Source organism: Sphingobium sp. LF-16, from assembly GCF_003711185.1.
Taxonomy (GTDB): Bacteria; Pseudomonadota; Alphaproteobacteria; order Sphingomonadales; family Sphingomonadaceae; genus Sphingobium; species Sphingobium yanoikuyae_A.
In genome coordinates this window covers 2599737-2625867 of sequence record NZ_CP029335.1, presented here as the reverse complement: position 1 = coordinate 2625867, position 26131 = coordinate 2599737, and the positions used below count along the sequence as shown (strand labels likewise).

At 65.9% G+C, this 26131-nt stretch carries 26 protein-coding genes and 1 tRNA gene; 16 read left to right on the top strand and 11 right to left on the bottom strand.

Annotated features, from left to right (window positions below; genetic code table 11):
• Window positions 1-2 precede the first annotated feature (2 nt).
• Complete coding sequence (locus DIZ22_RS12300; protein ID WP_048938290.1) at window positions 3-863, bottom strand: methyltransferase domain-containing protein; 861 nt, start codon at window positions 861-863, stop codon at window positions 3-5.
• Window positions 864-904: 41 nt separating this feature from the next.
• Between DIZ22_RS12300 and DIZ22_RS12295 the strand changes: the two genes are divergently transcribed.
• From DIZ22_RS12295 to DIZ22_RS12275, 5 genes are all read left to right on the top strand, one after another.
• Window positions 905-1651 (top strand): ComF family protein, encoded by a 747-nt coding sequence (locus DIZ22_RS12295; protein WP_048938291.1) that lies wholly within the window; start codon window positions 905-907, stop codon window positions 1649-1651.
• Window positions 1652-1701: 50 nt separating this feature from the next.
• Window positions 1702-1959 (top strand): glutaredoxin 3, encoded by a 258-nt coding sequence (gene grxC / locus DIZ22_RS12290; RefSeq protein ID WP_017500202.1) that lies wholly within the window; start codon window positions 1702-1704, stop codon window positions 1957-1959.
• A gap of 5 nt (window positions 1960-1964) precedes the next feature.
• Window positions 1965-2795, top strand: a complete 831-nt coding sequence (locus tag DIZ22_RS12285) for a carbon-nitrogen hydrolase family protein (protein WP_048938292.1) — start codon at window positions 1965-1967, stop codon at window positions 2793-2795.
• Window positions 2792-3277 carry a DUF1178 family protein gene (locus DIZ22_RS12280; protein ID WP_048938293.1) on the top strand — a complete coding sequence of 162 codons (486 nt, stop codon included), beginning with the start codon at window positions 2792-2794 and terminating at the stop codon, window positions 3275-3277. The genes DIZ22_RS12285 and DIZ22_RS12280 overlap by 4 nt, the downstream gene beginning before the upstream one ends.
• 36 nt (window positions 3278-3313) lie before the next feature.
• A tRNA-Arg gene (locus tag DIZ22_RS12275) sits at window positions 3314-3390 on the top strand.
• Window positions 3391-3421: 31 nt separating this feature from the next.
• Here the strand turns inward: DIZ22_RS12275 and DIZ22_RS12270 are convergent.
• The 5 genes from DIZ22_RS12270 to DIZ22_RS12250 all read right to left on the bottom strand — a co-directional run bounded on the left by DIZ22_RS12270 (window position 3422) and on the right by DIZ22_RS12250 (window position 9547).
• Window positions 3422-4321, bottom strand: coding sequence for a hypothetical protein (locus DIZ22_RS12270; protein WP_048938330.1), 900 nt, complete (start codon window positions 4319-4321; stop codon window positions 3422-3424).
• Window positions 4318-6189, bottom strand: coding sequence for a glycosyltransferase (locus DIZ22_RS12265; protein ID WP_048938331.1), 1872 nt, complete (start codon window positions 6187-6189; stop codon window positions 4318-4320). Before DIZ22_RS12265 ends, DIZ22_RS12270 begins: the two co-directional genes overlap by 4 nt.
• Window positions 6189-7778 carry a cellulose biosynthesis cyclic di-GMP-binding regulatory protein BcsB gene (locus tag DIZ22_RS12260; protein ID WP_048938332.1) on the bottom strand — a complete coding sequence of 530 codons (1590 nt, stop codon included), beginning with the start codon at window positions 7776-7778 and terminating at the stop codon, window positions 6189-6191. Before DIZ22_RS12260 ends, DIZ22_RS12265 begins: the two co-directional genes overlap by 1 nt.
• Window positions 7775-9025, bottom strand: a complete 1251-nt coding sequence (locus DIZ22_RS12255) for an NAD-dependent epimerase/dehydratase family protein (protein WP_048938333.1) — start codon at window positions 9023-9025, stop codon at window positions 7775-7777. The genes DIZ22_RS12260 and DIZ22_RS12255 overlap by 4 nt, the downstream gene beginning before the upstream one ends.
• Before the next feature lie 171 nt (window positions 9026-9196).
• Window positions 9197-9547 carry a YciI family protein gene (locus DIZ22_RS12250; protein ID WP_048938334.1) on the bottom strand — a complete coding sequence of 117 codons (351 nt, stop codon included), beginning with the start codon at window positions 9545-9547 and terminating at the stop codon, window positions 9197-9199.
• A 247-nt stretch (window positions 9548-9794) separates the two neighbouring features.
• On the opposite strand from DIZ22_RS12250, the gene DIZ22_RS12240 reads away from it, so the two are divergent.
• Window positions 9795-11081 carry an HD-GYP domain-containing protein gene (locus tag DIZ22_RS12240; RefSeq protein ID WP_122928225.1) on the top strand — a complete coding sequence of 429 codons (1287 nt, stop codon included), beginning with the start codon at window positions 9795-9797 and terminating at the stop codon, window positions 11079-11081.
• Between the two features lie 19 nt (window positions 11082-11100).
• On the opposite strand, the gene DIZ22_RS12235 is transcribed toward DIZ22_RS12240, so the two are convergent.
• Window positions 11101-11436: a GIY-YIG nuclease family protein gene (locus DIZ22_RS12235; protein ID WP_048938336.1), complete on the bottom strand. Its 336-nt coding sequence runs from the start codon at window positions 11434-11436 to the stop codon at window positions 11101-11103.
• Window positions 11437-11700: 264 nt separating this feature from the next.
• Here DIZ22_RS12235 and DIZ22_RS12230 point away from each other — a divergent pair, with 264 nt between their 5' ends.
• Window positions 11701-12867 (top strand): cellulase family glycosylhydrolase, encoded by a 1167-nt coding sequence (locus DIZ22_RS12230; protein ID WP_122928224.1) that lies wholly within the window; start codon window positions 11701-11703, stop codon window positions 12865-12867.
• Window positions 12868-12875: 8 nt separating this feature from the next.
• On the opposite strand, the gene DIZ22_RS12225 is transcribed toward DIZ22_RS12230, so the two are convergent.
• From DIZ22_RS12225 to DIZ22_RS12215, 3 genes are read right to left on the bottom strand one after another with little or no spacing between them, the layout of a single operon-like run.
• Complete coding sequence (locus DIZ22_RS12225) at window positions 12876-13865, bottom strand: DUF2891 domain-containing protein (RefSeq protein WP_048938338.1); 990 nt, start codon at window positions 13863-13865, stop codon at window positions 12876-12878.
• The gene (locus DIZ22_RS12220) at window positions 13862-14800 is read right to left on the bottom strand and encodes a DUF979 domain-containing protein (protein WP_048938339.1); all 939 of its coding nucleotides are present in this window, start codon (window positions 14798-14800) and stop codon (window positions 13862-13864) included. The genes DIZ22_RS12225 and DIZ22_RS12220 overlap by 4 nt, the downstream gene beginning before the upstream one ends.
• Window positions 14797-15483, bottom strand: coding sequence for a DUF969 domain-containing protein (locus tag DIZ22_RS12215; protein ID WP_048938340.1), 687 nt, complete (start codon window positions 15481-15483; stop codon window positions 14797-14799). The genes DIZ22_RS12220 and DIZ22_RS12215 overlap by 4 nt, the downstream gene beginning before the upstream one ends.
• Window positions 15484-15745: 262 nt before the next feature.
• Here DIZ22_RS12215 and DIZ22_RS12210 point away from each other — a divergent pair, with 262 nt between their 5' ends.
• The 9 genes from DIZ22_RS12210 (at window position 15746) to epsC (ending at window position 24413) form a co-directional block, all read left to right on the top strand.
• The gene (locus DIZ22_RS12210; protein WP_048938346.1) at window positions 15746-16270 is read left to right on the top strand and encodes a hypothetical protein; all 525 of its coding nucleotides are present in this window, start codon (window positions 15746-15748) and stop codon (window positions 16268-16270) included.
• 126 nt (window positions 16271-16396) lie between these two features.
• Window positions 16397-16834, top strand: a complete 438-nt coding sequence (locus DIZ22_RS12205; protein ID WP_004211071.1) for a hypothetical protein — start codon at window positions 16397-16399, stop codon at window positions 16832-16834.
• Window positions 16834-17544: a response regulator transcription factor gene (locus DIZ22_RS12200; RefSeq protein ID WP_004211073.1), complete on the top strand. Its 711-nt coding sequence runs from the start codon at window positions 16834-16836 to the stop codon at window positions 17542-17544. Before DIZ22_RS12205 ends, DIZ22_RS12200 begins: the two co-directional genes overlap by 1 nt.
• Window positions 17545-17727: 183 nt before the next feature.
• Window positions 17728-18426: a carbonic anhydrase gene (locus DIZ22_RS12195; RefSeq protein WP_004211075.1), complete on the top strand. Its 699-nt coding sequence runs from the start codon at window positions 17728-17730 to the stop codon at window positions 18424-18426.
• 3 nt (window positions 18427-18429) lie between these two features.
• The gene (locus DIZ22_RS12190; protein ID WP_004211076.1) at window positions 18430-19926 is read left to right on the top strand and encodes a SulP family inorganic anion transporter; all 1497 of its coding nucleotides are present in this window, start codon (window positions 18430-18432) and stop codon (window positions 19924-19926) included.
• Window positions 19927-20211: 285 nt separating this feature from the next.
• Complete coding sequence (locus DIZ22_RS12185; protein ID WP_010337000.1) at window positions 20212-21060, top strand: TorF family putative porin; 849 nt, start codon at window positions 20212-20214, stop codon at window positions 21058-21060.
• Window positions 21061-21254: 194 nt separating this feature from the next.
• Entirely contained in the window at window positions 21255-21965 is a 711-nt protein-coding gene (locus DIZ22_RS12180) for a response regulator transcription factor (protein WP_004211079.1), read from the top strand.
• Window positions 21962-23296 (top strand): ATP-binding protein, encoded by a 1335-nt coding sequence (locus tag DIZ22_RS12175; RefSeq protein WP_010337002.1) that lies wholly within the window; start codon window positions 21962-21964, stop codon window positions 23294-23296. Before DIZ22_RS12180 ends, DIZ22_RS12175 begins: the two co-directional genes overlap by 4 nt.
• A gap of 115 nt (window positions 23297-23411) precedes the next feature.
• Window positions 23412-24413 (top strand): serine O-acetyltransferase EpsC, encoded by a 1002-nt coding sequence (epsC, locus tag DIZ22_RS12170; protein ID WP_004211082.1) that lies wholly within the window; start codon window positions 23412-23414, stop codon window positions 24411-24413.
• Between the two features lie 37 nt (window positions 24414-24450).
• Here epsC and DIZ22_RS12165 read toward each other — a convergent pair whose 3' ends face one another.
• The gene (locus DIZ22_RS12165) at window positions 24451-26130 is read right to left on the bottom strand and encodes an alkaline phosphatase family protein (protein ID WP_048937796.1); all 1680 of its coding nucleotides are present in this window, start codon (window positions 26128-26130) and stop codon (window positions 24451-24453) included.
• Window position 26131 lies beyond the last annotated feature (1 nt).

Genomic DNA, 26131 nt, shown 5'->3' with positions numbered 1-26131 from the left:
GATCAGTCCTTGCCCTTCAAGGCGGCGGCCAGCGAGACGGTGGCGCTGCCGCGGCGGGCGGGAGCGGCCTGGCTGGCGTCGGGTTTCCAGCCGGAGAGATAGATCAGCGCCATCTGTTCGGCGGTGCGGCCGTCGGGATCGGCGGCATCGGCGAAATGGGCGGCGGCGCGCATCAGTACGTCGCGCGACAGGGTTGGCGGGCGGGTGGCGAGCGCATTGCCCGCGCCCATGCCGCGCAGATCGTGCATCAGCCGGACCACGTCGCCATAGCGGATATTGAGCGTCTCGCCATCGGCCACCGGCATGGCGAAGCCGGCGCGGCTGAGCAGGTCGCCGGCCGAGCGGACATCGACCTGGGGATGGACATGCTGACCGGGGCGGTCGCCTTCGGCCGCGAGCAGGGCGGACTTGAGGCGCGGCAGGCTGCCTGCGCCGGCAAAGGCGGCGAGCATCAGCCCGTCGGGCCGCAGCACGCGGCGCATCAGGATCAGCGCGCCGGGCAGATCATTGACGCTGTCGAGTGTGCCGCAGGCGATGACCAGGTCGAAACTATTGTCGGCAAAGGGCAGGGCATCCTCGTCCGCCTGCACGCCGCCGGCCCGCTGCGCGGCGAGAAAGCCGGGATCGGCGCAGGCGACGCGCTTGCCCATGGCTTCGAGCGCGGCCTTCGCGCTGCCGTCCGGGCAGCCGACCAGCAACACTTCGGGCAGGTCGCGCTGCACATCGGCCAGCCGTTCGAGCAGTTCGTCCAGCATCGCGCGGTGGAGGAAGTCATGATCGGCAAAGGTGCCGAGCATCCGGTCGCGGTGGCGGGCGCGCAGAGCGCGGTCGAAAATGTCGGGGCGGGTTTCGGGGGCAGTCATGGCGGGCCTTGTGCATCGGGGACGAAGCGGGGACAAGGCAGATGATGTCGCTGGTCCCGCTTCTCAAGACCGTGATGCGTCCGGTCATGGATTATGCCCTTCCGCCACGCTGCCCCGGATGCGGCGCGATCGTCGGTGCGGACCATGGTTTCTGCCTCGATTGCTGGAGCGGGATGCGGTTTCTGGGGCCACCCTGCTGCGCGCGCTGCGGCCTGCCGTTCGCGCATGAGATGGGCGAGGGCGCGGCCTGTGGCGCCTGCCTGGCACAGCCGCCGCCGTTCGACAGCGCGCGGGCGGTGCTGGCCTATGGCGATGTCGCGCGGACTGTGGCGCTGCGGTTGAAATATGGGCGGCGGATAGGCCTGGCCCGGCTGGTGGCGGGGCAGATGTTGCGCCATGTGCGGCCGGAGATGGAGGACGCGCTGATCGTGCCGGTGCCGTTGCATCGCTGGCGGCTATGGGGGCGCGGCTTCAACCAGTCGGCGCTGATCGCCGATCATCTGGGGCGGCTGACGGGGCTGGCGGTGGACAAGCATGGCTTGCGCCGGGTGAAGCGGACGCAGCCGCTGCGGGGCATGAACCCCAAGCAGCGGGCGCAGGCGGTGCGCGGCGCCTTTGCGTTGGCGCAGGGGCACGGGCTGGCGGGACGGGTGATATGGCTGGTCGACGATGTCCATACTAGCGGGGCGACGGCGGCGGCCTGCGCGAAGCTGCTGAAGGGCGGCGGCGCGCGCGAGGTGCATCTGCTGTGCTGGGCGCGGGCGTTACCCAGAACCGGCGACGATTGACAAAGTGCGCATTCCCCCCAATTTCGGGGCAAAGGAGTTTTACCGAGATAATGGCAAAGGTCGAAATCTATACCAAGGACTGGTGCGGCTATTGCGCGCGGGCCAAGGCACTGCTGGAGGGCAAGGGTGTTGCCTTCGAGGAATATGACATCTCGCTGGGCGGCCCCAGGCGCGAGGAAATGCTGGAGCGGGCGCCCGGACGCACCACCGTGCCGCAAATCTTCATCGACGGCCAGCATATCGGCGGCAGCGACGATCTCGCCGCGCTGAACCGCGAGGGCAAGCTCGACCCGCTGCTGGGGCTGTAGGGCCGATGCGCGCCGCGATTCTTCAGATGACGACCGGGATCGACCCGGCCGCCAATGCCGCCGCGATTGAGGAGGCGGCGGCGCGCGCCAAGGGCGAGGGGGCGGACATGCTCTTCACCCCGGAAATGGCGGGCTATCTGGACCGCGATCGCAAGCGCGCGGCGGAAACGCTGCGCGGCGAGGCGGACGATATCGTGCTAGCCGCGGTGCGCGAGGCGGCGGCGCGCGAGGGGCTGTGGGTCCATATCGGGTCGCTGCCGCTGAAAGAGGCACGCAGCGACGGGCGCTGGGCCAATCGCAGCTTCATGATCGACGATCAGGGCGAAATACGGGCGCGCTACGACAAGATCCATCTGTTCGACGTCGACCTGGCATCGGGCGAAAGCTGGCGCGAATCCTCGGTCTATGGGCCGGGGGAAAGCGTGGTGGCGGTCGATACGCCCTGGGCACGGATGGGCTTTTCCATCTGCTACGACATGCGCTTTCCCGATCTCTATCGGGCGCTGACCAATGCCGGGGCGACAGTGCTGCTGGCACCGGCCGCCTTCACCGTGTCCACGGGCCAGGCGCACTGGCATGTGCTGCTGCGCGCCCGCGCGATCGAGGCGGGCTGTTTCCTGATCGCTGCCGCGCAGGCGGGCGCGCATCAGGACGGGCGCACCACCTATGGCCATAGCCTGGTGGTCGATCCGTGGGGCGATGTGCTGCTGGACATGGGCGAGGGCGCGGGGCTGGCCCTTGCCGATCTTGACCTGACCCGCGTAGAGGCGGTGCGCGGGCGGGTGCCCGCCATCGCCAATCGGCGCGTGATACCGCAGGATGTTGAGATCAGGTGATCGTTTTCGACCTTAAGTGCGAGGGCCAGGGCCATGTGTTCGAGGCCTGGTTCGGCTCCAGCGCAGACTATGCGGACCAGAAGGAACGGGGCCTGCTCGCCTGTCCGCTGTGCGGCGATACGCGTGTCGGCAAGGCGCTGATGGCGCCGGCGGTGGCGGCCAAGGGCAACCAGCGGCGCGAGATCGTCCAGCAGCAGCCGGCGGCCGAAGCGGAGACGGCACCGGTGGCGGCCGGGCCGGACGAGGCGAAGATGCGCGCGCTGGTCGAGGCGCTGGCGGACGCGCAGAAGAAGGTGCTGGAAGGCTCGACCTGGGTCGGGCGCGGCTTTGCCGAGCAGGCGCGGGCCATGCATTATGGCGAGCAGGACAAGGGCAGCATCCATGGCGAGGTCGCCCCGGCCGAGGCCAAGGCGCTGGCCGAGGAAGGCATCAATGTCGCGCAACTGCCCTTTCCGGTGATTCCGCCCGAAGCGAAGAATTGACCGCGCGCGCCGCGCATAATAGAGCCGGCGCTGCGTGCACCCGTAGCTCAGCAGGATAGAGCATCAGATTCCTAATCTGAGGGCCATGGGTTCGAATCCCGTCGGGTGCACCATTTTCCTGCCTGTTAGACTGGCGCGCCGTGGCTAATGGAAGCGGATGCCGATGCGGCCGACGAAACCGCTATAGTCGCGGGTGGGGACGTTGGAATCATTACTGGCATAGCCGGCCTCGCCGAACAGGTTGATCCGCCGGGTCAGCGCCTGTTCGACGCCGCCGGTCAGGCGCAATTGCGTATCCTCCCGCTTGAAGGGATAGGCGTTGGAGAAGGCCGCCTTGTAGTTGCGATGGACCAGATAGAGCCGGCCATAGACTTCCAGCCCCTCGCGCAGCGGTGTGCGGGCGATCAGCATCGTGCCATAGCCATTATAGCTGAAGCGGTTGGCCTGCGCATTGGCATGCAGGCCCAATAGCGATCCCATGATGCGGGTCTGCCCGCCGCCCGGCCGCCAGAGATGGCGCAGTTCGCCCAGCCACTCGCTCTGGTCATAGCCCTGGAAGCGCTGTTCGCTCTGGTTGCGATAGCCGTAACGCAGGCGCACCGTGCTGGTGTGGGCAGGATTGTGGCGGTGGATGAGCTGCATATCCATGCGCGCGCGATCGAACACCCGGCCATCATCGCCCAACACATATTCATAGCTGGGCTGGAAGCGCAGCCTGGTCCGCCCCCTGGCCGCCAGTGGCCAGTCGATCTGCGCGCCGACGGTCAGCGGATAGCGATTATAATCGGCTTCCGACGGATAGATGTGGGCGCCCGCGGACGCGCGCAGGATCGCCGGGCCGGCATCATAGGCCAGGCCCACTTCGCCGGTGAACAGCGACTTGATCCGATCCTGATCGGGACTGTTGTCGACCACGTCGGGTGGCACCACGTCGAGCCCGTAGGAAAGTTCACCCTCGACCGACAGGTCGCCCGGCTTTGCCCAGCCGGCCTGAGGCATGGCGGCGAGGCCCAGCAGGGCGGCGGGAATGACGATCTGTTTCATGAGACCTCCGGCGATGAAGGGGGGGATGGCGGGGGAAGCGGATCGGGCGGCGGGCTTTGCGGCCAGGGGTCGCGCCCGATCTGGATGCGCGTGGACATCGACGTGATCGGGATCGTGAGCGCGGATTCGAGCGTGTACCAGGCGCGCAGTGCGCGGAAGAAGATATAGGGAGGCAGCGCCAGCAGGGCGCGCGGGCGGTTATTCGCCAGGATCGCGATCGCCGCGGCAACCAGGGGGGATCCGACCAGAACGGCGACGATCGCCTGCCAATGGGGCAAGGCGATCGATCTCGACGTGATGAACAGTTCGAGCAGGCCGAAGATGACGAGTGGGATCATCATCGCCCGGCGCGCGGTGTTCATCAGCATATAGGGCAGGACCAGCTTGCCGCGGATGCTGAAGTCCGGGGCGCTGATGAGCGAATGGGCGCGTGCGCTGACATGATAGACCGACCGGAACCAGCGCAGCCGCTGTTCGCGCAGATGGGCGAAGCTGGTCGGCACTTCGGACACATAGCTGACCCGATGATCGACCAGCGTGCGATAGCCCAGTTCGGCGATGCGCAGCGAGATGTCGGTATCCTCGCCATTCATGCCGGAGGCGAACTGGCCGACCCGGCGCAGCGCGTCCGCCCGATAGATGACGAACATGCCGGGAATGCCGACCAGCCCGGCCATGACGCTGAGCGCGGGCGAATAATAGCCATGCTTGACGATCACCTCGACCAGGCGCCCGGCATCGAAGATCGCGCCGCCTGGCGGCAAGGGCACGCCGCCGACCGCGCCGGCATCGGGATCGGCAAAATTCTGCATTGCCAGCGTCAGATTATCCTCGCCCACCAGCGTGTCGGCGTCGATCCGCACGATGAACGGATGGCGCGCATGCAGCACGCCTTCGTTCAGGGCATGGGCCTTGCCGGGCGTCGCGACATGCACGACCCGCCCCTTGAGCGCGGAGCAGGCGTCGATCACGGCGCGGGCGATGTCCGCCGTGCCATCGATCGAGCCATTGTCCATCACGATCAGTTCGACCTCCGCACCATAATGGGCGGCGGCGCGGTCGATATGCTGGATCGTCTGGCCGATCACATATTGTTCGTTGAAGGCGGGCACGATGACGCTGACCGGGGCGGCGAAGTCGGGGCGCGACAGGCGATAGCGTTCCGCGACGGCAACGATGTAGAGCTGGGCAAAGGTCAGCAGCACGAACAGGATGACGCCCGGACCGATGCCGCCGAGCAGGCTGATGTCGCGCATCTCCTCGAACAGCAGGATCGGTTGCTGTGCCGCCCAGATGGCGATGATCGCCGCGATCGTGCCGGCAATGGCGAGGCGGTAGAGGGCGCGGCCCTTGGGCTGGGGGCCGCGCAGCACCGGCACCGGGGCAGGCATGGTGCCGCGCCGGATGATGACGAAGGCGAAGACCGCCATGCCCGCAAGGCCCGCCATGATCTGGATCGCGGCCAGCGAAAAGGGGGTGCCGACATAGGCGAACAGCGCCACGCTGCCCAGGTCAAGGATGGTGCAGAGCGCCATGTAGCGCAGGCACAGGTCGAGGCAGAGCAGGATGCGCGCCCGCACCGATCCCGCTGCATAGAGCGAGAAGGAGATGAAATAGGAATAGATGAAGGTCCGGATCGAGATCGCGCTGAAGCCCAGATAGGGGCCGAACACATAATCATGGGTGCGGAAGAAGCGGTCGAGAAAACCCAGTTCGAACAGCCATAGCTGGAACAGGGCGATGGTCGTGAAGGTCAGCAGCAGGGCGGGTGCGCGCAACATCGATACCGGGCGGGCCAGCCCGCCGGCGAAACTGTCCGTCGACTGGAAATTGGCCTGGGTCCGGTCATAATCCGGGGGCGGCGGCATCAGGGGGCAGGGGCTGTTGCGCGCAGCGGGGTGGTCGCCGGCGTGGCGGGCGGCGGGACGGGAACCGGGCGATGGACCGTCACCAGCAGGGCCACGGCGGCCCCGGCCGCCGATGCACCACGCGCGAAGGGTTCCACCATGACGCCTTCGCGCCGGTCATCGGGGAAGTGGACCAGCCATTGCCGTCCGGCGGGGCGGACCCGTGCCAGCGCGCCGGCAATGTCGCCCGTCAGCACCTCGATCGTGGTGCCCGGCCTTTGGGTGCCGAAGGCAAGGGCGCTGGGCCGCATCTGACCCAGCAACTGGGCTGTGGCCTGTCCCTGCGGTGCGGTCAGTGCGCCGGCCTTCAAGGCGACCGGGCGATTGGCCGCAAGCAGGCCCCGCAACTGGACGATCGCCGGCACAAGCCGTTCGCCGCCGCCCCGCAAGATGGTTTCCGGCAGCATTTCCGCGGCGATCAGACGGCGCGCGCCGCACCGCATTTCTTCCCGCTCATGCGCGGTCAGGGTGATTTCCAACTGGTTGCGATCCAGATGATCGGCGGTCGGCAGCGCGATCGAATGGCTGAAGCGCTGATCCTCGTCGGTCAGGGTGCGGGTGAAAAGCAGATGATCGTTGAGCGTCACGAACAGCGCGGTGCGGGTTTCGGCGATCGGCCCGAGCAGCAGGCGCAGGTCGAGCGCGGACGGCAGCTCGCCATTGGGCAATTGCCCGACATCATAGCGATAGCGCCAGGTGGTTTCCCGATCGAAACGGCGCGCGCCGCCATTCTCGATCGCGCTGACCAGGCTAACCGGATAGCGCAGCGCCTGCGTCCGGCCGGGACGGATCGCTGCGCCCTTGTCGATGTCGGTCAGCGCCTGGGCGGCATAGCCGCTTTCGCCAAAATAGATGCCATAGCCTTTCTCGCTCAGCCGTGCGGCGGCGAGCAGGGTGGCGAGATCCGCCGCCTTGTCATCCTCGTCCCATTTGACCGGGATCAGGTCGCCCCACAAGGCGAGCCGGTCGCGGGTGGTGGACGGCGCCTTGTCCAGTTTGAGGTGCAGGCCGCTTTCCGGCAGGATCGTGACGACGGCGGCCAGCGCTTCATTGGGCGTGCATTCGGCCATCGGGCCACGCCCGACCAGCGCCAGTTTGACCTCCAACTGGCCCGAGGCCAGTTCGGCGGGGGTCAGTTCGATCTTGGCGCGCCGTTTGAAGCGCCCCTGGTTCAGCACGACGTCGGCGCGCTTGACCCCGTTGATGCTGATCCGCAGCGCACCTTCGGCATCGGGCACGGCGTCGGTCGCGAAGGCGATATTATAGGTGCCGCTGAGCGGCCGGCTATCGGTCGGCAGGCGGAAGAGCTTGCTGGCATAGGCCGGAAAGCCGGACAGGATCAGGGGATTGTCCGGGTGCGACTGCGCCACGAACACGTCGCGTCCATCGACGTCGATGAAGGGGATGGAGCCGCGCTGATAATCCTCGAACAGAGGGTCGCCCAGCCGGACGTTGCGGCCCATGACCGTGTCGAACAGGCCGCTCTGGCCGATCGCGATCAGCAGGCCGATGAACAACAGCGCCTGAAGGCAGATGACCCATAATCTCATCGGCCCGCTCCCGCCACGCCGGACAGGGCGGGATGGACCGTCTCGATCGACCCCGCCTGGTCGAGCGCCGCCTGCTGTTCGCGCGTCCAGGCCGTGCGTGCCGGGATGTGGCGCTGGTCGACGCGGTCGGCATAACGGGCGGAAATTTCCAGCGTCTCGGCCAGCAGGCCGTCGGTCAGCAGGATCGGGTCGAGGCCCAGCGCGCGGAAGGTGGCGTTGCTGACGTCGAGGTCATTTTCTGCCGCTTCCTTGCGGGGGTTGGGCAGATATTCGATCGCCGCGCCGGTCAGGTCGGATACCAGAAGGGCAAGGTCGCGCACGCGCAGGCTTTCGGCGATCTGGTTGATGATCTTGACCCGGTCGCCGCGCTCCGGCGGATGGGCAACGGCGAGCGCAATGCAGCGCACCGTGTCCTGGATGTTGAGGAAGGCGCGGGTCTGGCCGCCGGTGCCATGGACGGTCAGCGGATGGCCGAGCGCCGCCTGCACCAGAAAGCGGTTGAGCACGGTGCCATATTCGCCCTCATAATCGAACCGGTTGATGAGCGCGGGGTGGCGTCGCGTCTCCGCCGTCTGGGTGCCCCAGACGATGCCCTGGTGCAGGTCGGTGATGCGCAGCCGGTCATTCTGGGCATAGAATTGGAACAGCAGCTGATCGATCGACTTGGTCATGTGATAGACGCTGCCCGGCCGGGTCGGATACAGGATTTCCCAGTCATGCGGGGCACCGGCATCGTCGTGGATCTGGACGGTCAGATAGCCTTCGGGGATTTCGAAGCCGGCACCGCCATAGCCATAGACGCCCATGGTGCCGAGATGGACGAGATGCGCGTCGAGGTCGCAGGCGACCAGCGCGGTCAGGACATTGTGGGTGCCGCCGACATTGTTGTTGACGGTATAGCGCTTCTCGGTCGGTCCGCGCATCGAATAGGGGGCGGCGCGCTGTTCGGCGAAATGGACGATCACGTCGGGGCGCTCCTCCGCCAGCAGGGCAAGGAGGCGGGCATAATCCTGGGCGACGTCGAGATAATGGAAGCGGATGGTCCGCCCGCTGACCTGGTGCCAGGCATCCAGCCGCTGGTCGACCATGGCGATCGGCGTCAGGCTGTGGACGCCCAGTTCCGCGTCGATCCGGCGACGCGAAAGATTGTCGATGATGACGACCTCATGGCCCAGTTCGGACAGATGCAACGCTGTCGGCCAGCCGCAAAAGCCGTCGCCGCCGAGCACGAAAATCTTTTTCGCCACACGATCTCCTGTCCTTGGCGCGCGCCGCACCGGAAATGTGCGCGGCGGCCGGCAATCGAGAAGAAGGGAGGTCGGATGATCCCGCTTAGTCGGCCCAAGAGCTATCGGGGTAAATACCGAGTGCCGGGAAAAACGGCAGCAGATCAATGCAATGCAAGGATATGAGGGGCGCTAGGCCCATTCGTGGAAAGGGCGGATCTCGATTTCGCTGGGGCCGGGCATGGGGTTGGGGCAGCGTTTCACCCAGGCGACGGCTTCGTCCATATCGGCCACTTCCCATAGCCAGAAGCCCGCGACCAGTTCGCCGACCTGGGGAAAGGGGCCATCGATGACGCGGCGATCGGCGCCGTCGAAGGCGATACGCTTGCCATGAGAGGAGGGGAGCAGGCCGTCGGCCATGCGCAATATGCCGGCCGCTTCCAGTTCGTCGTTGAAGCGGCCCATCGCCGCCATCATCTCCGGGTCGGGCGGGCCGCCTGCCTCGCTGTCCCGCGTCGCCTTCACCAGCACCATCACGCGCATCGATCGCCTCCCTGTCCGGACCGCAGGAGGATAAGCGAAAATGGCCGATTGCGGTAGGCGCAGCGACATCATCGGCCGGTACAGGAGGCTGCCTCCCGCGACCGGGAAGAGAATTGCCGGCTTTCAAGCAGTTGCCGCACCTGCATGCGACGAAGCGAAGCTGCACTTTCGCGGCTGGAAGGGGGATCTTAACCTTTTGGAAAGGCACGACCTGCGAAATGAAAGCGGGGACTACGGGGCCGTATAAATGCTGAAAAAAATCCGCACCCAGGACGTGAAACTGGGGATGTTCTTGCACAAGCTGGACGGGTCGTGGTTTTCCCACCCCTTCTGGAAGCGCAAGATGCTGCTCGACGATCCCGAGCAACTGGCGGACTTGCATGCCAGCAAGGTCGAGTGGGTGACGATCGACGTGTCGCGCGGTGCGGATGTGGCCCCGGCCCAGCCGGTGCCATCCCGCGTGGTGCCGATAGCCGAGCCGCGCGAACGGGTGTTCGGCCGTGCCGGGCCGACGATCGTGCGCCGCGCCGCGCCCCAGCCGGTCGACCGTCCCTTCGACCCGCTGTCCAAGGACAAGCTGCCGATCCGCGCCGAGATGGTCCATGCCCAGCGGCTGGCGCGCAAGTCGGGTCGCACCATGCACAAGCTCTATGAGGATGTGCGGCTGGGCAAGGCGGTGAAGGCGGCCAAGCTGGAAACCATGGTCGACGAGATTTCCAGTTCCGTGCAGCGCAATCCGCACGCCTTCATGGCGATCACGCGGATGAAGAATAGTGGCGAATATCTGTATCAGCATGCGCTGTCGGTCTGCGCGCTGATGATCGGCCTTGCCCAGCAGATGCACCTGTCGCCCGACGATATCCGCAAGGCTGGCCTGGCCGGCCTGCTGATGGACATGGGCATGGCCCATGTGCCGCAGGAAGTGTGGGACAAGGATGCGCCGCTGACGCCGGAGGAGTGGGACGTGGTCAAGAGCCACACCACGCTGGCGCATGAATTCCTGACCCTGGGCGGCGAAATGCCGGCGGAAGTGCTGGACGTGTGCCTCAACCATCATGAGCGGCTGGATGGCAGCGGCTATCCCAATGGCCTGGCCGGCGAGCAGATCGGCATGTTCGCGCGCATGGCCGCGATCTGCGACAGCTATGACGCCATGACGTCCAATCGCTTGCACCGCAGTGGCGAAGACCCGTCGCGCGCCTTGCTGAAGATCGACGAGGATGGCGGCGCGCTGTTCGACGCGGAAATCTTCCAGGCGTTTCAGCGCGCGGTCGGCATCTATCCGATCGGGTCGCTGGTGCGGCTGCGATCGCACCGGCTGGCGATCGTGGTCGAGCAGAATCCCGATGACCTGACCCTGCCCAAGGTCCGCCCCTTCTATTCGCTCGCCGACCGGGCGTTCGAGAAGAGCGAGGATATCGATCTCGGCAATTGCTTCGGCGCGGACCAGATCATCACCCGCGAGACGCCCGAAGGATGGGACATGAGCGAATGGCCGGCGATGAGTGCCAAGCTGCTGGCAGTCGCAAGCTGAACCAGGGCAGGCGGCTCGGTCAGATCCGCGTCGCCTGCAACTCTTCCGTCCATTGGAGCAGGCGCTCCTTCAACCGGCGGTCGCGGCCGGCCCCGAGATCATCCGCTTTCAGCCGTTCGAGAATCTCGAAACCGAAGGCGTCTTCGCCATGGGTATTCCAGGCGTCCTGGAGGCCGGGATGCCGATCATTGCCCAGTCGCAGGGTGAACCAGAGCCGGTTGCGGATCGTGGCGAGATTGAGCGCGCTGCCAACCCAGCGCTGGTCCGAGGGCGCGCAATATAGGGTGTAAATGCCGCTTTCGACTTTCTGCTCCCTGTAGGCGGCGATCGCGGCCCGCTTTTCCTCTTCGGTCATGGAATAAGTCTAATATTACCCGGATATATTTTCAAACGATATTTGTCCGGGTTCAATTTGGCTCGATTCGACGGTAGTGGGAACGTCGGTCTACCCCCATTTCTCTGGCGGATGGAGAGCTTCGCATAAGGGAAAACCCATATGGCGCATTATTCGAACAACCTGCCGGAGGCTTAACCAAATCGTGCAACCGGGGTGAAGACATTGCCTGACTATGCTGGCTAAGGGCCCGCCTCCTTTGGGTCTGACAGGATAGATAATTTCATGAAAAAGATGGGGGGCGGCATTGCAGCCGCAGGGGTTGCGATTGCCGCGACGGGTGTTTTTGCGGCCGTTTCGCTATCGGGCGGAGATGCCGGTACGCCCGAAGCACGGGTGATTACCATCCCGTCATCGGCCAGCTCGATGCCGGTTGTCAGCAGCAGCACGACGGTGCCGACGACAACGGCGGCGCAGGCCTTTACCGCTGCGATAGCCGCTGGGCCTGCCGGTGCGACGACAAGCACGTCCAAGGTTCTGCCTGGGATCAATATCTCCGGCGGCGAATTTGGCGGCACCGGCGGCAAGCTTGGCAGCAACTATATCTATCCCAGCACGGCCGAGATGCGCAGCTATGCGGCGCAGGGCTTCAAGCTGTTGCGCGTGCCGTTCCGCTGGGAACGGTTGCAGCCCGACCTTTACGGTCCTCTGTCGGAGGTCGATCGCAAGGCGCTGAAGTCGGTCGTGACCCAGGCCAATGCGCTGGGCCTGACCGTCATCCTGGACATGCATAATTATGGTGCGCGCCAGGTGAAGGGTGCCACCGCTCTTGTCGGCAGCGGCACATTGGCGACGACGGCACTCACCGACGCCTGGGTCAAGATAATGGAGGACTATCGCTCCAATTCCAATGTCTGGATCGGCCTGATGAACGAGCCGAACCGGCAGAATGTCACACAATGGTGGGCGATCGCCGGGCAGGTGACCAAGGATATCCGTGCCCAGAAGATCAGCAACAAGCTGCTGATTCCCGGCACGGCCTGGACCGGGGCGCATAATTGGGTGAGTTCGGGCAATGCCGCGCAGGCGGTGAAGTTCGTCGATCCCGGCAAGAATTACGCCTTTGAAGTGCATCAATATCTGGATGCCTGGTCGACCGGCACCACCGACAATTGCGAGGTCAAGGCCGGCCAGCGCGTGAATGCGGCGCTGACCTGGGCCGAGAAGTACAAGGTGAAGCTGTTCTTCGGCGAGATTGCCGCGTCGGGCCAGCCGCAATGCGCGAAGGAATATCCCGACATGCTGCGCCGTCTGAAGACGTCGTCGGCGGTGCTGGGCTGGACCGCCTGGGGCGGCGGCGCCTGGTGGGCCTATGACTATATGTTCCGTCTCCAGTCGCGCACGACCACGCCGACGGCACATATGAAGCTGCTGCTCGCCAACATGCCCTGAGGCTGGCGCTACTCCAATGCCAGCAGGGCGAAGCTGGCCAGCCAATGTTCCCCCATATAGTCGCCGGCTATGTGGGGGAGCGCGGCGTCGAGATGGACGAGGGCCGCCTGCTCGGCGATCGGCGCGATCGGCGTGTCGGCACCCAGCGCGGCGGCGATGCCGCGCCAGCACCAGGCGCGGCTGAGGTTGAGGCCGTCGAGATGGGCGATCTTGCCGTCGCTGCGGTCCGACACAGTGGCCGGGGTGAACAGGGTGGCCGGCTGGCCGGTCAGAAGATCGGGCAGGAAGGCGCCGAACCAGTCGGCAAATTCATCGCGCGCGAGCAGCCGGCTCATCAGCAGCGCTTCGGTGAGCGCCGAGGAGAGAAATTCGTCGCCGCCCGGTTCCCAGGCCTGGCAGGCGCGGTCCTGGCCGAACCAGGCAAGGGCACGCTCGCGGATCAGCGCCTGGAGCGCGGGATCGCGGTCCTTGGCCCAGTCATAAGCGTGGATCAGCGCGAAGCTGCTGTTGAAATGGGTGCCGACGCGCAGCGGATAGGTCATTTTCGGCAGGAAGGCGTGGAAGCGCGCGGCGAAATCGAGCGCCAGCGGTTCGATCGCGGCGGCCCAGGGCCCGTCCTGCCGGGCAAGTTCGGCATGGAGCGCGAGCAGCCAGGCCCAGCCATAGGGGCGCTCGAACCCGCCGGCGGTCGGGCGGGTGAGGAAAGCGCGTTCGCCCGCAACCTTGTCCGGGACCAGCATCATGTCGGCGCGGGCGCGGATGGCATCGGCCTGGGCCATGTCGGGATAGAGGCGGCGCAGGCGCATCACCTGCCACCAGCCATGGACGCAGCTGTGCCAGTCATAGCTGCCATGGAAGATCGGATGATGGTCCGCCGGGATGCGCGCATCCTCCGGTCCCTGATAGGTCAGGTCCATCTTGTAGGGATATTGCCGCCCCAGATGGGACAGGGTGAGGGCGGCGAAACGGTCGGCAATATCTTGGGTCAGTCGGGTCATCGGAAGGCCAGCCAATAGATCAGGAGGATGTTGACGCAGAGCAGGGGGAGGGCGGTGCCGACCTGGCGGCGGATCACGCCATATTCATCCTTGAGCTGCAGCAGCGCGGCGGGGAGGAGGTTGAAATTGGCGGCCATCGGCGTCAGCAATGTGCCGCAGAAGCCTGCGAGCATGCCGATCGCGCAGATGATCGCCGGATCGCCATGATAGTGGTGGATCAGCAGCGGGATGCCGATCGCGGCAGTCATCACCGGGAAGGCGGCAAAGGCATTGCCCATGACGATGGTGAAGAGCGCCATGCCCAGGCCATAGGCGATCACTGCGCCGAGCAGGCTGCCATCGGGAATGGCGAGGCGGACGATGCCGCCGACGACATCGCCAACGCCGGCGAGCGCGAACACCGCGCCAAGGCTGGCCAGCATCTGCGGCAATATGCCCACCCAGCCGACCGAGTCCATCAATTGCCGCCCCTGTTGCAGGGCGACGATTGGCCGGGCGCGCAGCCAGGTGCAGCCGATGGCGAGCGCGATCAGGACGCCGAGCGCCAGCGAAATGAGGGTGGTCTGCTTGGGATCGATCCAGGCGGGGAACGCCTTGAACAGGAAGGTGCCGGCCAGCGCGGTGACGGGGATGACCAGGGCGATGGCGAACAGGCCATTGCCATGACGGTCGGCGCGCGCCTGCCGCTCCGCCAGCGGCACGCCGCCGCTGCCGCGACCCAGCCCCTTGAAGCCGGCGATGGCGACGAGGCCGAGGACAAGGACGCCATTGCCGATCTCACCGATCCGGTCGCCCGCCCACATGCTGAGCGCCAGCAACGCCCAGAAGGCGGCGGTGGTGAATCGACGCGGGTTGCTGCGGTCGGCGGCGCCGAGCAGGGCATAGCCCGCGAACACCGCGCCCATCAGCGCGTAGACCCAGTGGAGGGTGATCATGCGGTGTGCTCCGCTTCCTTGGCGCCCTGCGCGTTCAGCCGGCGGTCGAGCCGCCACAGGCGAAAGCCGTGGATCAGCAGCGCGGCGATCGCGGTCGGGATTGCCCAGACCGAGAGCTGGAGCGGTTCGAGCAATATGCCATATTGCTCCAGCAGCCCCTTGATCAGCAGGATCGACCCGATGGCGAGGAAGATATCCTCGCCAAAGAAGACGCCGACATTGTCGGTCGCGGCGGCCCAGGCCTTGATCTCGTCGCGCTGCTCCTCATCGAGCGCGCCGGCCTGTTTCTCGGCCGCGGCTTCGGCAATCGGGGCGACCAGCGGCCGCACGGTCTGGGCATGGCCGGCGACCGAGATCAGGCCCATGGCGGCCGAAATCTGACGGGCGACCAGGTAGAAGAGGAGGAAGCGGCCGGTGGTAGCGCCGCGCATCCGGTCAATGAGGCCGCGCGCCCGTTCCTGAAGCCCATGCGCTTCGAGCAGGCCGATCACCGGCAGCACCACCCAGACGACCGAGACATAGCGCGAGTCGTTGAACGCCTTGCCAAAGGCGGCGAGGATGGTGAGCGGATCGAGCCCGGCGGCAAGGCCGGTGGCGATGGCCGAGGCCAGGATCACCAGCAGCGGATTGAAGCGCAGCACGAAGCCCGCGACGATCAGGGCGATGCCCAGCAACACCCACATTAGTCGTTCGCGTCCCGCAGTCGTCCGTCCGTCATCGCCATGGGGTAGCGGCAATGCAGGCCGCTGGCCATAGGCGGTTGAAATCCGGTGCGATGGTCGCACCGGTCGCACCGGACCGTCGGTTCACATCTTTTCCGAAAATCCTGATGGCCAATGACATCGGCCTGACATAGTTGGAGGAGACAGGGGCGTATCAGACGTGGACGGCCAGACCCAAAAATGGGGCGGACGTGGAATTATTCGGAGAGAGCCTTTGACCATCATGGCGATCGATTTCGAGGCGTCGTGCCTGCCCCGGCACGGACGATCTTTCCCGATCGAAGTGGGCATAGCGGGCGGCGGCATTGCCCGCAGCTGGATCATTCGACCTCATGCAGCCTGGGCCGGCTGGGACTGGACCGCCGAAGCCGAGGCGCTGCACGGCCTATCGCGCGCGCGGATCGAGGCGGAGGGCGAGCCGGCGGACGTGGTGCTGGCACAACTGGCGGCGGCGGTTGCCGGCTGCCGCGTGGTCGCCGACAGCGTGATCGATCAATATTGGCTGCAGACGCTGGCCGATACGGAGGCCGTGGTGGCGCCGTTCGCGATCGATCATGTCTCATTGTTGCTGGATGAGTGGGGCGCGGACGAGCCGCGGATCGCGGCCGCCATGGCCCATGCCGATGCGCTGCATACCGCGCGGCACCGCGCCGTGGCCGATGCACTGTGGCTTTCCGGGCTGATCGAGGCCCTGTCGGGGGCGGCGCGGCCGCTTCAGGCCAGCCCGGTAATCGCAAGGGTCGCTTGACGACATGCTGCGGCACAGCAATAATTTGTAACGTTCGGCATATTGGGGAGACATTCTCCCTGCCTAAACCCGTCGGAAGGATCCCGCTTATTGCTGGATATTGTCTGTTTCGAAGGGAAGCCATCCATGTTGCCGATCCTTGCCAGTGTCGCGGCGCTCGCCGCTTCCTCCACCCCGATCCACAGCGCCGAACTGACTCACGGCGCCCAGGCCTATACGGCCAGCTATCACACCGCATCGTCGGTGCGCTTCACCCAGGTCGAGCCGCGCTTCGGCAACCGCAATGCCATTCCGGTCTGCCGCTGGCAGGCCGATGTGCGCGTCGACCGCGCCGTCGCGGCCCAGGGCCAGTCGGTGCCGGCCTTCGGCAAGGCGGTCCATCGCTTCGCCCCGCTGTCGGGCAGCTATGCCGGCACCTGTGCCGCCGCCCGCAGCCAGGTGGATGCCGAGGTCGCCCGCTATGCCAGCGCCCGCAATGCCGAGGCCGTGTCGGTCGCGCAGCAGGACCGCGCCGTGCTGGTGAATGAACTGGACAGCGTACGCGCGCTGACCGTGAAGGGCTGATGAGTCCACCGCTGATACTGGTCGCCGAGACGCAGCAGGATTTGCGGCACAAGGTGCGCGAATTTCTGGAGCAGAGCGGGTTTCGCGCTCTGCCTGCGGCCTCGTCGAGCGATATATTCAGTGCCATGGACCGGATGCCGGTCGGCGCGGTCGTGCTGGATGCAGGACTGCGCGGGCCGGACGGCATGGACCTGTGTCGTGACGTGCGTGAGCGTAGCGACGTGCCGATCATCCTGGTCGGCGCCGACAGCAGCGAGGTCGACCGGGTGGTCGGCCTGGAACTGGGCGCCGACGACTATATGGCCAAGCCCTATTCGACCCGCGAACTCGCGGCGCGGCTGCGCGCCGTGCTGCGGCGCGGGCGCAGCGAGCGGGCGCTGGGCCTGCGGCGTCAGACCCAGGCGCGCTTCGACGACTGGGTGGTCGATTTCGCCCGGCGCGAAGTGACCGACCCGGCCGGCGCGCTGGTCGAACTGACGGCGGCGGAATTTTCGCTGCTCGCCGTGTTGCTGGATCATGCCCAGGCGGTGATTGCCCGTGCGCGGCTGATGGAACTGGCGGGCGTGCGCGATGCGCCCTCGTCCGATCGCAGTGTCGACGTGCTGATCAGCCGGTTGCGACGCAAGTTGTCCCATGAGGGACGGCCCGCCGCGATCGTGACTGTTCGTGGCGTCGGATACATGTTCAGCGCGGTCGTCGACCGGCGCTGACCCTCCCGAAAAGGCGCGCTGATGGCGGTTTTCCGCCATTTGGCGCGCCTGTCGGGCGCTTTGCATCCCAGACATGATTTTTAACAATTCCGCTGCGCCGCAGCAAAATCTGCTGCGTATTTTGCAAGCTAGGCCGGTCCGCCCCCTGACCGGCAACGCAATAGCAATAAGAGGATGAAAGCCATGAACGAGCTTATCGGTCGTGTATTCAGTTTCGAGACCAAGGTCTTCCCGAACGAAAGCACGCTCTACAATCAGTTGGCCAGCCATGGTCAGAGCCCCAAGGCGCTGATGATCTCCTGCGCCGACTCGCGCATCGTTCCCGAGCACATCATGCAGGCCCAGCCGGGCGACCTGTTCGTCTGCCGCAATGCTGGCAATATCGTGCCGCCGCATGACAGCCAGCTGGGCGGCGTGACCGCCACGGTCGAATATGCCGTCATGGTGCTGGGCGTGCGCGACATCATCGTGTGCGGTCACAGCGACTGCGGCGCGATGAAGGCGCTGGCCACCGACGCCGACCTGACCGGCATGCCCAATGTCGCCGCCTGGCTGCGCCACAGTCATGCCGCGCAGAAGCTGTGCCGCGAATCCTATCCTGCCGACCTGGATGCCGCCGAAAAGCTGCGCAACATGGCGCTGGAAAATGTCGTCGTACAGCTGTCGCACCTGCGCACCCATCCGTCGGTCGCGTCGGGCATCGCCCGCGGCGAGATTGCCCTGCATGGCTGGTATGTCGACATCCATGCCGGCCAGGTCCTGGGTCTGGACGGTGAAACCGGCCGTTTCTCGGTGCTGCGCGAAGGGCAGAAGCTGCCCGTGGCGCTGCCGCATGGGCGTCGCCTGGCCGGCGAATCGCTCATCGCACAAGCTGCGGAGTAAATCATGTTGAAGGCCTTTTCCGGCGGCACGTTCAGCCGCGACTTCACGGCGTCGATCGTCGTGTTCCTGGTGGCCATGCCGCTGTGCATGGGCATCGCCATTGCCTCCGGCGTGCCGCCGGAAAAAGGCCTGATCACCGGCATCATCGGCGGCCTGGTCGTCGGCCTGCTGGCGGGTTCGCCGCTGCAGGTCAGCGGTCCGGCGGCCGGTCTTGCGGTCATCGTCTTCGAAATCGTGCGGGAACAGGGGCTGTCCGCCCTTGGCCCCATCCTGATCCTGGCAGGCGCGATCCAGATCGTCGCCGGCCTGCTGAAGGTCGGCGGCTGGTTCCGCGCCATTTCGCCGGCGGTCGTGCATGGCATGCTGGCGGGCATCGGCGTGCTGATCGTCGTCGGCCAGTTCCATGTGCTGTTCGATGACAAGCCGCTGTCGAGCGGTCTGCACAATCTGATCGCGATGCCGGGCCAGATATTGGGCCTGACCAATCAGGATGCGGCCACCGCCTTCGCTGTCGGCCTGGTCACCATCGGCGCGATGCTGGGCTGGGAGAAGTTCCGCCCCGCATCGATGAAGCTGGTGCCGGGGGCGCTGGTCGGCGTTGTCGCCGCGACGCTGGTCGCCTTCGCGCTCGGCCTGCCGGTCGCCCGTGTTGTCGTGCCGGAATCGATCCTGTCTGCCATCAGCCTGCCCGAGCAGGGCCTGCTGGCGCAGCTGATGAGCCCGACGATCATCACCACCGCCATCGCGATCGCCTTCATCGCCAGTGCCGAGACTTTGCTGTCGGCCGCTGCGGTCGACCGCATGCATGATGGCGTGCGCACCAATTATAACCGCGAACTGAGCGCGCAGGGGGTGGGCAACCTGCTCTGCGGCGTGGCTGGCGCGCTGCCGATGACCGGCGTCATCGTCCGCTCGTCCGCCAACGTCCAGGCCGGCGCCAAGACCCGCCTGTCGGCGATCCTGCATGGCGCCTGGATCCTGGGCTTCGTCGCGTTGCTGCCCTGGCTGCTGCGCGAAGTGCCGATGGCGGCGCTGGCTGGCATTCTGGTCGTGACCGGCTTCCGTCTGGTCAGCCTGTCGCACGTCAAGCATCTGTTCCACCTCTATGGTCCGCTGCCGGCGATCGTGTGGGCCGCGACGCTGATCTGCGTCGTCGCGACCGACCTGCTGACCGGCGTGCTGGTGGGCATCGGCCTGTCGCTGATCGAACTGATCCCCCATGCCAGCCGCCTGCGCCTGGGCGTCGAGGAAGCCAGCCGCGGCGATGCGCATGAAGTGGCGCTGCACGGCACGGCGAGCTTCCTGAGCCTGCCCAAGCTGTCGGCCAAGCTGGAATCGGTGCCGGCGGGGCAACTGGTCATCCTCAATGTCGAGCGCCTGACCCATATCGACCATACCTGCGCCGAAATGGTGCGCGAATGGGCCGATCGCCGCACCGGCGCTGGCGCCAAGGTGGAGCTGTTCGGCGCGACCGGACGGATGCGCCAGCTCGTCGCCTGACAGGAGCCAGCATGACAGAAAAGCCGCCGCATCCCCGGATGCGGCGGCTTTTTCATGTTCAGATGCAATTCAGACATCAAATAGAAACAATATCGCTGGCAATTAGAAAAAAACCGTGATCGCTATATCACAGCGCCTCTCTTCCCTTGTGCAGATGCGAAGATAGAGGTTTGCGCCGACGGCTGGCGAGAATAGTCGAGTAGTCATCCGCCGGTACGGAAGACGATATTCCAACAGATCTTCGGGCCGCGGATGCAGGACGGAACATTCTTTCGTAAAAGGGGAATGTTCATGAAGTATCAAATCGCTTGTGCCGCTCTGGCTCTGATGTCGAGTGCGCCGGCCTTCGCCCAGGAAGAACCCGCAGGCCCGGTCACCGTGACCGGCAGCGTCGGCCTGGTTTCCGATTATCGCTTCCGTGGTGTTTCGCAGTCCGATCGCGGCATGGCGATCCAGGGTGGCCTGACCGCAACCCATGAAAGCGGCGTCTATGTCGGCACCTGGGGTTCCAACCTGTCGGGCTGGGGCACCTTTGGCGGCGCCAACATGGAACTGGACCTGTTCGCAGGCTATGCCATTCCTCTGGGCGACAGCGGCGCGACGCTGGACCTCGGCCTGACCTGGTACATGTACCCGTCGGGCGCCGACAAGACCGACTTCGCCGAACCCTATGTGAAGCTGTCGAGCCAGGTCGGCCCGGTCAAGGGGCTGCTCGGCGTGGCCTATGCCCCCAAGCAGGAAGCGCTGGGCAAGTGGTGCAGCGACGCTGATTGCACCATCTACAAGCCGGGTGACAAGGAAGATAATTTCTACATCTGGGGCGATGTCAGCGGTGCGATCCCGAACACCCCGGTTAGCCTGAAGGCGCATCTGGGCTGGTCGAACGGCAATAGCGGCCTGGGCCCGAACGGCACGTCGGTCGCGCCGACCGGCAAATATCTCGACTGGCTGGTCGGAGCCGACCTGGCCGTGCCGGGCACGCCGCTGACGCTGAGCATCGCCTATGTCGACACCGACATCGCTCGCGTCGAGGAAAATTATCTGCGTCCCAACTTCCAGGTCGCGGACGGCGATAATTTTGGCAAGTCGATCGCGCGCAGCACGGTCGTCTTCTCGATCTCGGCCGCTTTCTGATCTTTACGGATCGGGCCCGTTCGCGCGGGCCCGATCTGCTGTATTTCCGGGCCTTATCTTGTGCCGAGCTGTCGCCGGCGTGACAAATTGTTGCTGTGGCCCCCGTCAACTGTTTCGGCAGCAAGCTGCGGTTGACCCTCCACCGGTCGCTGCTTATCTCCCAACATCATGAACAGCCTGATGTTGCTCCGCGCATGACCGCCCCCTCGATCATCCTTGTCGAAGACGATCCGCCGCTCCGCACGCTGACGGCGCGCGCGTTGCAGGAACATGGCTATCAGGTCCGTCCGGCCTCGTCCGGTCCGGAAATGTGGGTGGCCTTCGATGCCGGCCCGGTCGACCTGGTCGTTCTGGACGTCATGCTGCCCGGCACCAACGGCATCGACCTGTGCCGCCAGATCCGTCGCAAGAGCGACGTGCCCATCATCTTCATCAGCGCCAAGGGCAGCGAGACCGACCGTATCGTCGGGCTGGAACTGGGCGCCGACGATTATCTGCCCAAGCCCTTTGGCACGCGCGAACTGATCGCCCGCATCCGCGCCATCCTGCGCCGCGTCGGCGTGGAGCGTGGCCCGGACGAGCAGCGCGAGAATGAAGCGCGCTTCGACGGCTGGATCGTCAACTTCCCGCGCCGTGAACTGCGGTCGCCGACCGGCGCGATCGTCGATCTGACCGGCGCCGAGTTCGACCTGCTGGGCAGCTTCCTCAGCCATCCGCAGCGGGTGATCGCGCGCGAGCGGCTGATCGAATTGTCGCGCACCCGCATGGGTGACAGCAGTGACCGCAGCATCGACGTGCTGGTCAGCCGCCTGCGCCGCAAGCTGTCGACCGAGGACCGGCCCGCGCCGATCACCACGGTGCGCGGCGTCGGCTACATGTTCAACGCGGAAGTCGCGCGCGCTTGAGACGACAGCGGTTCAGCCGGTCGCTCGGGCTGGTCGGCCGCATCTTTGGCATATTGCTGCTGACCGTCCTGTTGGAATTCGTGGTCGGCACGCTCATCTATGAGCGCGCCAGCCATTTGTCACTGCAGGATGACGAAGCGCGCCGCCTGGCCGAGCATCTGGTGATCGCGCGCAAGCTGGTGGCCAAGGCGCCGGTCAGCCAGCGCGGCGGGGTCAGCGCGCAACTGACCACCGACCGCTATGACATCCACTGGACGCTGGCCGCGCCGCCGCCGCCGCCGCTGTCGCCCGAACTGGCGCGGATGCGGCAGCAGATCGTCGACTGGGAACCCAGCCTGCATGAATCGCGGCTGTGGCTGCGGCTCAATTCGCCCGGCCGTTCCTCGCAGATCAATGGCGGGCTGCAACTGGCGGACGGCAGCTGGCTCTATTTCGGCATGCATCATAGCGGCGGCAAATGGGCCTTCACCTTCGGCCGTTTCGGCCTGGCGCTGATCCCGGTGCTGGCGCTGCTGATTGCGGGCGGCGTGCTGATCCGGCGGACCCTGGCGCCGCTGCGCGACCTGACGCATGCGACCAAGCGGATCGGCCTCGCGCAGCAGGTGGCGGTGGCGGAAGCGGGCACCAATGATGTACGCAACCTGATCCGCGCCTTCAATGCGATGCAGACCCGCATCCATCGCCTGATCAACGAGCGGACCGAGACGCTGGCGGCGGTCGGCCATGACATGCGCACGCCGCTCGCCCGGCTGCAATTGCGGCTGGAAGCGGTGGACGACCCCGAAATCCGCGAGGCGATGGGCGAGGATCTGGCCGAGATGGGCGAGATGATCGAGTCCGTGCTGGCCTTTCTGGGCGGTGAGAAGAATCCCGAGCCGGCGGTGCGGATCGACGTGGCGGTCACGATCGCGACGGTGGTCGACGCCTTCCAAGATCATGGCGACGATGTGATCTATGACGGGCCCGATCATCTGGAAATGGAGGTTCGCCCGCTGTCGCTGCGCCGCGCCGTGCGCAACCTGATCGAGAATGCGCTCCATTATGGGGTGCGTGCGCGGGTCAGCGTGGCGCGGCATGACAATGAGGTGCTGATCCGCGTCGATGATGATGGCCCCGGCATTCCGCGCGACCGGTTGGAGGAGGTGCTGAAGCCCTTCCATCGGCTCGATACGGCGCGCCAGCGCAACACGCGGGGCATGGGGCTGGGCCTGGCCATCGTCGCCAAGACGGTGGAGCAGGAGGGCGGTCGCCTGACGCTGGCCAATCGGCCCGAGGGCGGGCTGCGCGTCGAAATCTGCCTCTATCTGAACAGGCCGGAAGCCAAGGTCTGATCGGCCTTCCGGCGCGTTCGGCAAAGAGAATCTCGCTACCCCCAAGCAAAACTCGTTTATCCTGGCGCGCAGACGCGGGTTATTCCGGTTGCCCATCGGACAAGAGGCGCAGGGAATGGCGGACGGCGATATGCAGGGTGAAGGCGTGGGCTATTGGGATCTGGACCGGCTGGTCACGGACCTGGCCGCCGCGCGCAGTCGCTGGCGGCAGGAACAGCAGCATCATGCCGAATATGGCGCCGAAGGATTCCCGTCGCGCGCCAATCTGGTGAAGATCACCGGCGCGCTGTGCGGCGCATTGTTCCCGCTGCGGCTGGGGCCGAGCTTCGTGCGACTGCATAATGAGGACGCCTATGTCGCCGAGACGCTGCAGACCGTGCTCAGCCGCCTCTATGGCCAGATCCGGCTCGAACTCATCTATGCGATGAAGGATGACCCGATTGCCGCAGTCGACGCAGCGGCGGCGCGGATCATCGGCGAATTCGCGCATAGCCTGCCGGCGCTGCGCACATTGCTCGACAGCGATGTCGAGGCGGCCTTCCTGGGCGATCCGGCCGCGCGCAGCGTGGACGAGGTGCTGATCTGCTACCCTTCGATGCTGGCGATCATCCATCATCGGCTGGCGCACCGCCTCTATGAACTGGGCGCCCCGCTGGTGGCGCGGATCATTTCCGAAATCGCCCATTCCCATACCGGCATCGACATCCATCCCGGCGCACGCATCGGCCACGGCTTCTTCATCGACCATGGCACCGGCGTCGTCATCGGCGAGACGGCGATCGTCGGCGATCGGGTGCGGCTCTATCAGGGCGTGACGCTGGGCGCGCGCAGCTTCCCCTCGGACGAGAAGGGCGCGCTCGAAAAGGCGCAGCCGCGCCATCCGATCATAGAGGATGATGTCGTCATCTATGCCGGCGCGACAGTGCTGGGCCGGATCATCATCGGCAGCCGATCGGTCATCGGCGGCAATGTCTGGCTGACCGAAAGCGTGCCGGCCGACAGCAATGTGCGCCAGGCCAAGGCCCGGCACGAAGTGACCAGCCGGGTCGAGGTGTCGGCCCCGCACCGAGTTCATGCCCTGCTGGAAAGCACGGACGGGATTGGCGAGAATATCTGATCCTCCCCCTTTTGACGGGGGGAGGATCGGCAAGGGCTTATTGCCCGGCGCAGCTGTCGCCTTGGCCGGCGACCAGGTCGAGGCAGCGGCCGTCAATCTGGTCCTTGGGCACGGGCAGCTTGATCAGCGCGGCGAGGCTGGGGAGGATGTCCACCGTCTCGACGCCCAGCGGTTGCTCGAAATGCTGCATGCCCTTGCGCCAGAACAGGATCGGCACGCGGCGATCGGTATCCCAGGGCGAACCATGGGTGGCGACCGAGCCCATCACCGCCTGTTCGGGGATCGACATGACGCGCGGCTTGAGCAGCAGCAGCAGGTCGCCCGAACGGCCGGGATAGAAGCTGGCGCGCGCTTCCTGGATCAGGCTCCAGCTTTCGGGCGGACCCGAGGGCGAGGGGGTGGCGGCGATTTCCGCCTTGGTGAAGACGGTCTGCACCTGCGGATGGGCGCGCAGATATTTGAGCGCCTCGGTTTCGACCCTGGCGCGCTGCGCGGCAGTCAGCCCCTTGTCATAATAGATGTCGCCCGACGGGCCGTCGCTCCAGATCACCTTCTTGCCGGGCAGGCCGGCCTTCTCGGCGATGGTGGCGTTGAGCGCCTTGGGCGTCAGCGCCATGTCGACCCGCTGTTCCATCGGCATCGCATTCATGCGGTGGCGTTCGGGCAGGTCATGGCCGCCATGGTCGGCGGTCAGCACCACGACATAGTCGATGCCGTCCTTGTCGAGCTTGTCGAAGAAGGCGCCCAGTTCGGTGTCGAGACGATCGACCTGGATGCAGCTTTCGGTGCCTTCGGTGCCGAAGGTGTGGCCGACATAGTCGGTCGCCGACAGGCCGATCGAGATGATGTCGGTCTGCGCCTGCTTGCCAAGCTGCATGCTCTCGATCGCGGCGGCGGCGAAGGCCAGGGTCATAGCATCCTGCTCGGGCGAGATGCGGAAGCCCTTATAGTCGCCGGCCTCACGCGCGAAGCGGCCGGTGCCGACCGTCCTGTTGCCCGCCTGGACCGGGAAATCCTTCGACACGCACTGGGCGGGCAGTTCGAAGCCGGGGTTGGGCTGGGCGAGGCGCTGGGCAAAGGCCTGGTTGACCTGGGTGACGAGCGGGGTGGGGGCGACGCCCTTGTAGCTGACATAGCCCTGCGGCCCGCCGAGCCACCAGACCTGGTCGGCTGTCGCGCCGCCCATCATGATCGCGGCGCGATCCTTGCCAGCGACCGACACGACGCGGGTGGCGGGATTGGCCGCCTTCATCCGGCCGCCCAGCGTCGGCACCTTGAGGTGCAGGGGCGAGGCGTCGTACTTGTCGCTGCTGCTGCCCGGCTGGCTTTCATCCTCGGCGCAATAGAGATTCTTGTCCTCGCGCTTGGCGTCGAGGTCGAACCAGTTATTGGCGATGATGCCGGTGCGCGACGGGCGGCTGCCGGTCAGGATGGTCGAGTGGCCGGGGCAGGTCTCGGTCGCGGCGTGGCTCTGATAGCCGCGCGGGAAGACCGCGCCTTCGCTGGTCAGGCGCTTGAGGCCGCCGGTATAATATTGGCGATATTCGCTGAACAGGTCGGCCGAAAACTGGTCGACCGAGATGGCGACGATCAGCTTGGGCGGAGTCGCGGCAATGCTGCGGGCGGCCGGTGCAGGAGCGGCAGCAGGCGCGGGGCTCTGCGCCACGACGGGCATGGCGGTGGCAAGCAACAGGGCAGCGGCGACGTGTTTCAACATA

Coding starts and splice junctions, on each gene's coding strand:
- DIZ22_RS12300 (WP_048938290.1), bottom strand. CDS start 863: ATGACTGCCCCCGAAACCCGCCCCGACATTTTCGACCGCGCTCTGCGC.
- DIZ22_RS12295 (WP_048938291.1), top strand. CDS start 905: ATGATGTCGCTGGTCCCGCTTCTCAAGACCGTGATGCGTCCGGTCATG.
- grxC (WP_017500202.1), top strand. CDS start 1,702: ATGGCAAAGGTCGAAATCTATACCAAGGACTGGTGCGGCTATTGCGCG.
- DIZ22_RS12285 (WP_048938292.1), top strand. CDS start 1,965: ATGCGCGCCGCGATTCTTCAGATGACGACCGGGATCGACCCGGCCGCC.
- DIZ22_RS12270 (WP_048938330.1), bottom strand. CDS start 4,321: ATGAAACAGATCGTCATTCCCGCCGCCCTGCTGGGCCTCGCCGCCATG.
- DIZ22_RS12265 (WP_048938331.1), bottom strand. CDS start 6,189: ATGCCGCCGCCCCCGGATTATGACCGGACCCAGGCCAATTTCCAGTCG.
- DIZ22_RS12260 (WP_048938332.1), bottom strand. CDS start 7,778: ATGAGATTATGGGTCATCTGCCTTCAGGCGCTGTTGTTCATCGGCCTG.
- DIZ22_RS12250 (WP_048938334.1), bottom strand. CDS start 9,547: ATGCGCGTGATGGTGCTGGTGAAGGCGACGCGGGACAGCGAGGCAGGC.
- DIZ22_RS12240 (WP_122928225.1), top strand. CDS start 9,795: ATGCTGAAAAAAATCCGCACCCAGGACGTGAAACTGGGGATGTTCTTG.
- DIZ22_RS12235 (WP_048938336.1), bottom strand. CDS start 11,436: ATGACCGAAGAGGAAAAGCGGGCCGCGATCGCCGCCTACAGGGAGCAG.
- DIZ22_RS12230 (WP_122928224.1), top strand. CDS start 11,701: ATGAAAAAGATGGGGGGCGGCATTGCAGCCGCAGGGGTTGCGATTGCC.
- DIZ22_RS12225 (WP_048938338.1), bottom strand. CDS start 13,865: ATGACCCGACTGACCCAAGATATTGCCGACCGTTTCGCCGCCCTCACC.
- DIZ22_RS12220 (WP_048938339.1), bottom strand. CDS start 14,800: ATGATCACCCTCCACTGGGTCTACGCGCTGATGGGCGCGGTGTTCGCG.
- DIZ22_RS12215 (WP_048938340.1), bottom strand. CDS start 15,483: ATGTGGGTGTTGCTGGGCATCGCCCTGATCGTCGCGGGCTTCGTGCTG.
- DIZ22_RS12210 (WP_048938346.1), top strand. CDS start 15,746: ATGGCGATCGATTTCGAGGCGTCGTGCCTGCCCCGGCACGGACGATCT.
- DIZ22_RS12205 (WP_004211071.1), top strand. CDS start 16,397: ATGTTGCCGATCCTTGCCAGTGTCGCGGCGCTCGCCGCTTCCTCCACC.
- DIZ22_RS12200 (WP_004211073.1), top strand. CDS start 16,834: ATGAGTCCACCGCTGATACTGGTCGCCGAGACGCAGCAGGATTTGCGG.
- DIZ22_RS12195 (WP_004211075.1), top strand. CDS start 17,728: ATGAACGAGCTTATCGGTCGTGTATTCAGTTTCGAGACCAAGGTCTTC.
- DIZ22_RS12190 (WP_004211076.1), top strand. CDS start 18,430: ATGTTGAAGGCCTTTTCCGGCGGCACGTTCAGCCGCGACTTCACGGCG.
- DIZ22_RS12185 (WP_010337000.1), top strand. CDS start 20,212: ATGTTCATGAAGTATCAAATCGCTTGTGCCGCTCTGGCTCTGATGTCG.
- DIZ22_RS12180 (WP_004211079.1), top strand. CDS start 21,255: ATGACCGCCCCCTCGATCATCCTTGTCGAAGACGATCCGCCGCTCCGC.
- epsC (WP_004211082.1), top strand. CDS start 23,412: ATGGCGGACGGCGATATGCAGGGTGAAGGCGTGGGCTATTGGGATCTG.
- DIZ22_RS12165 (WP_048937796.1), bottom strand. CDS start 26,130: ATGTTGAAACACGTCGCCGCTGCCCTGTTGCTTGCCACCGCCATGCCC.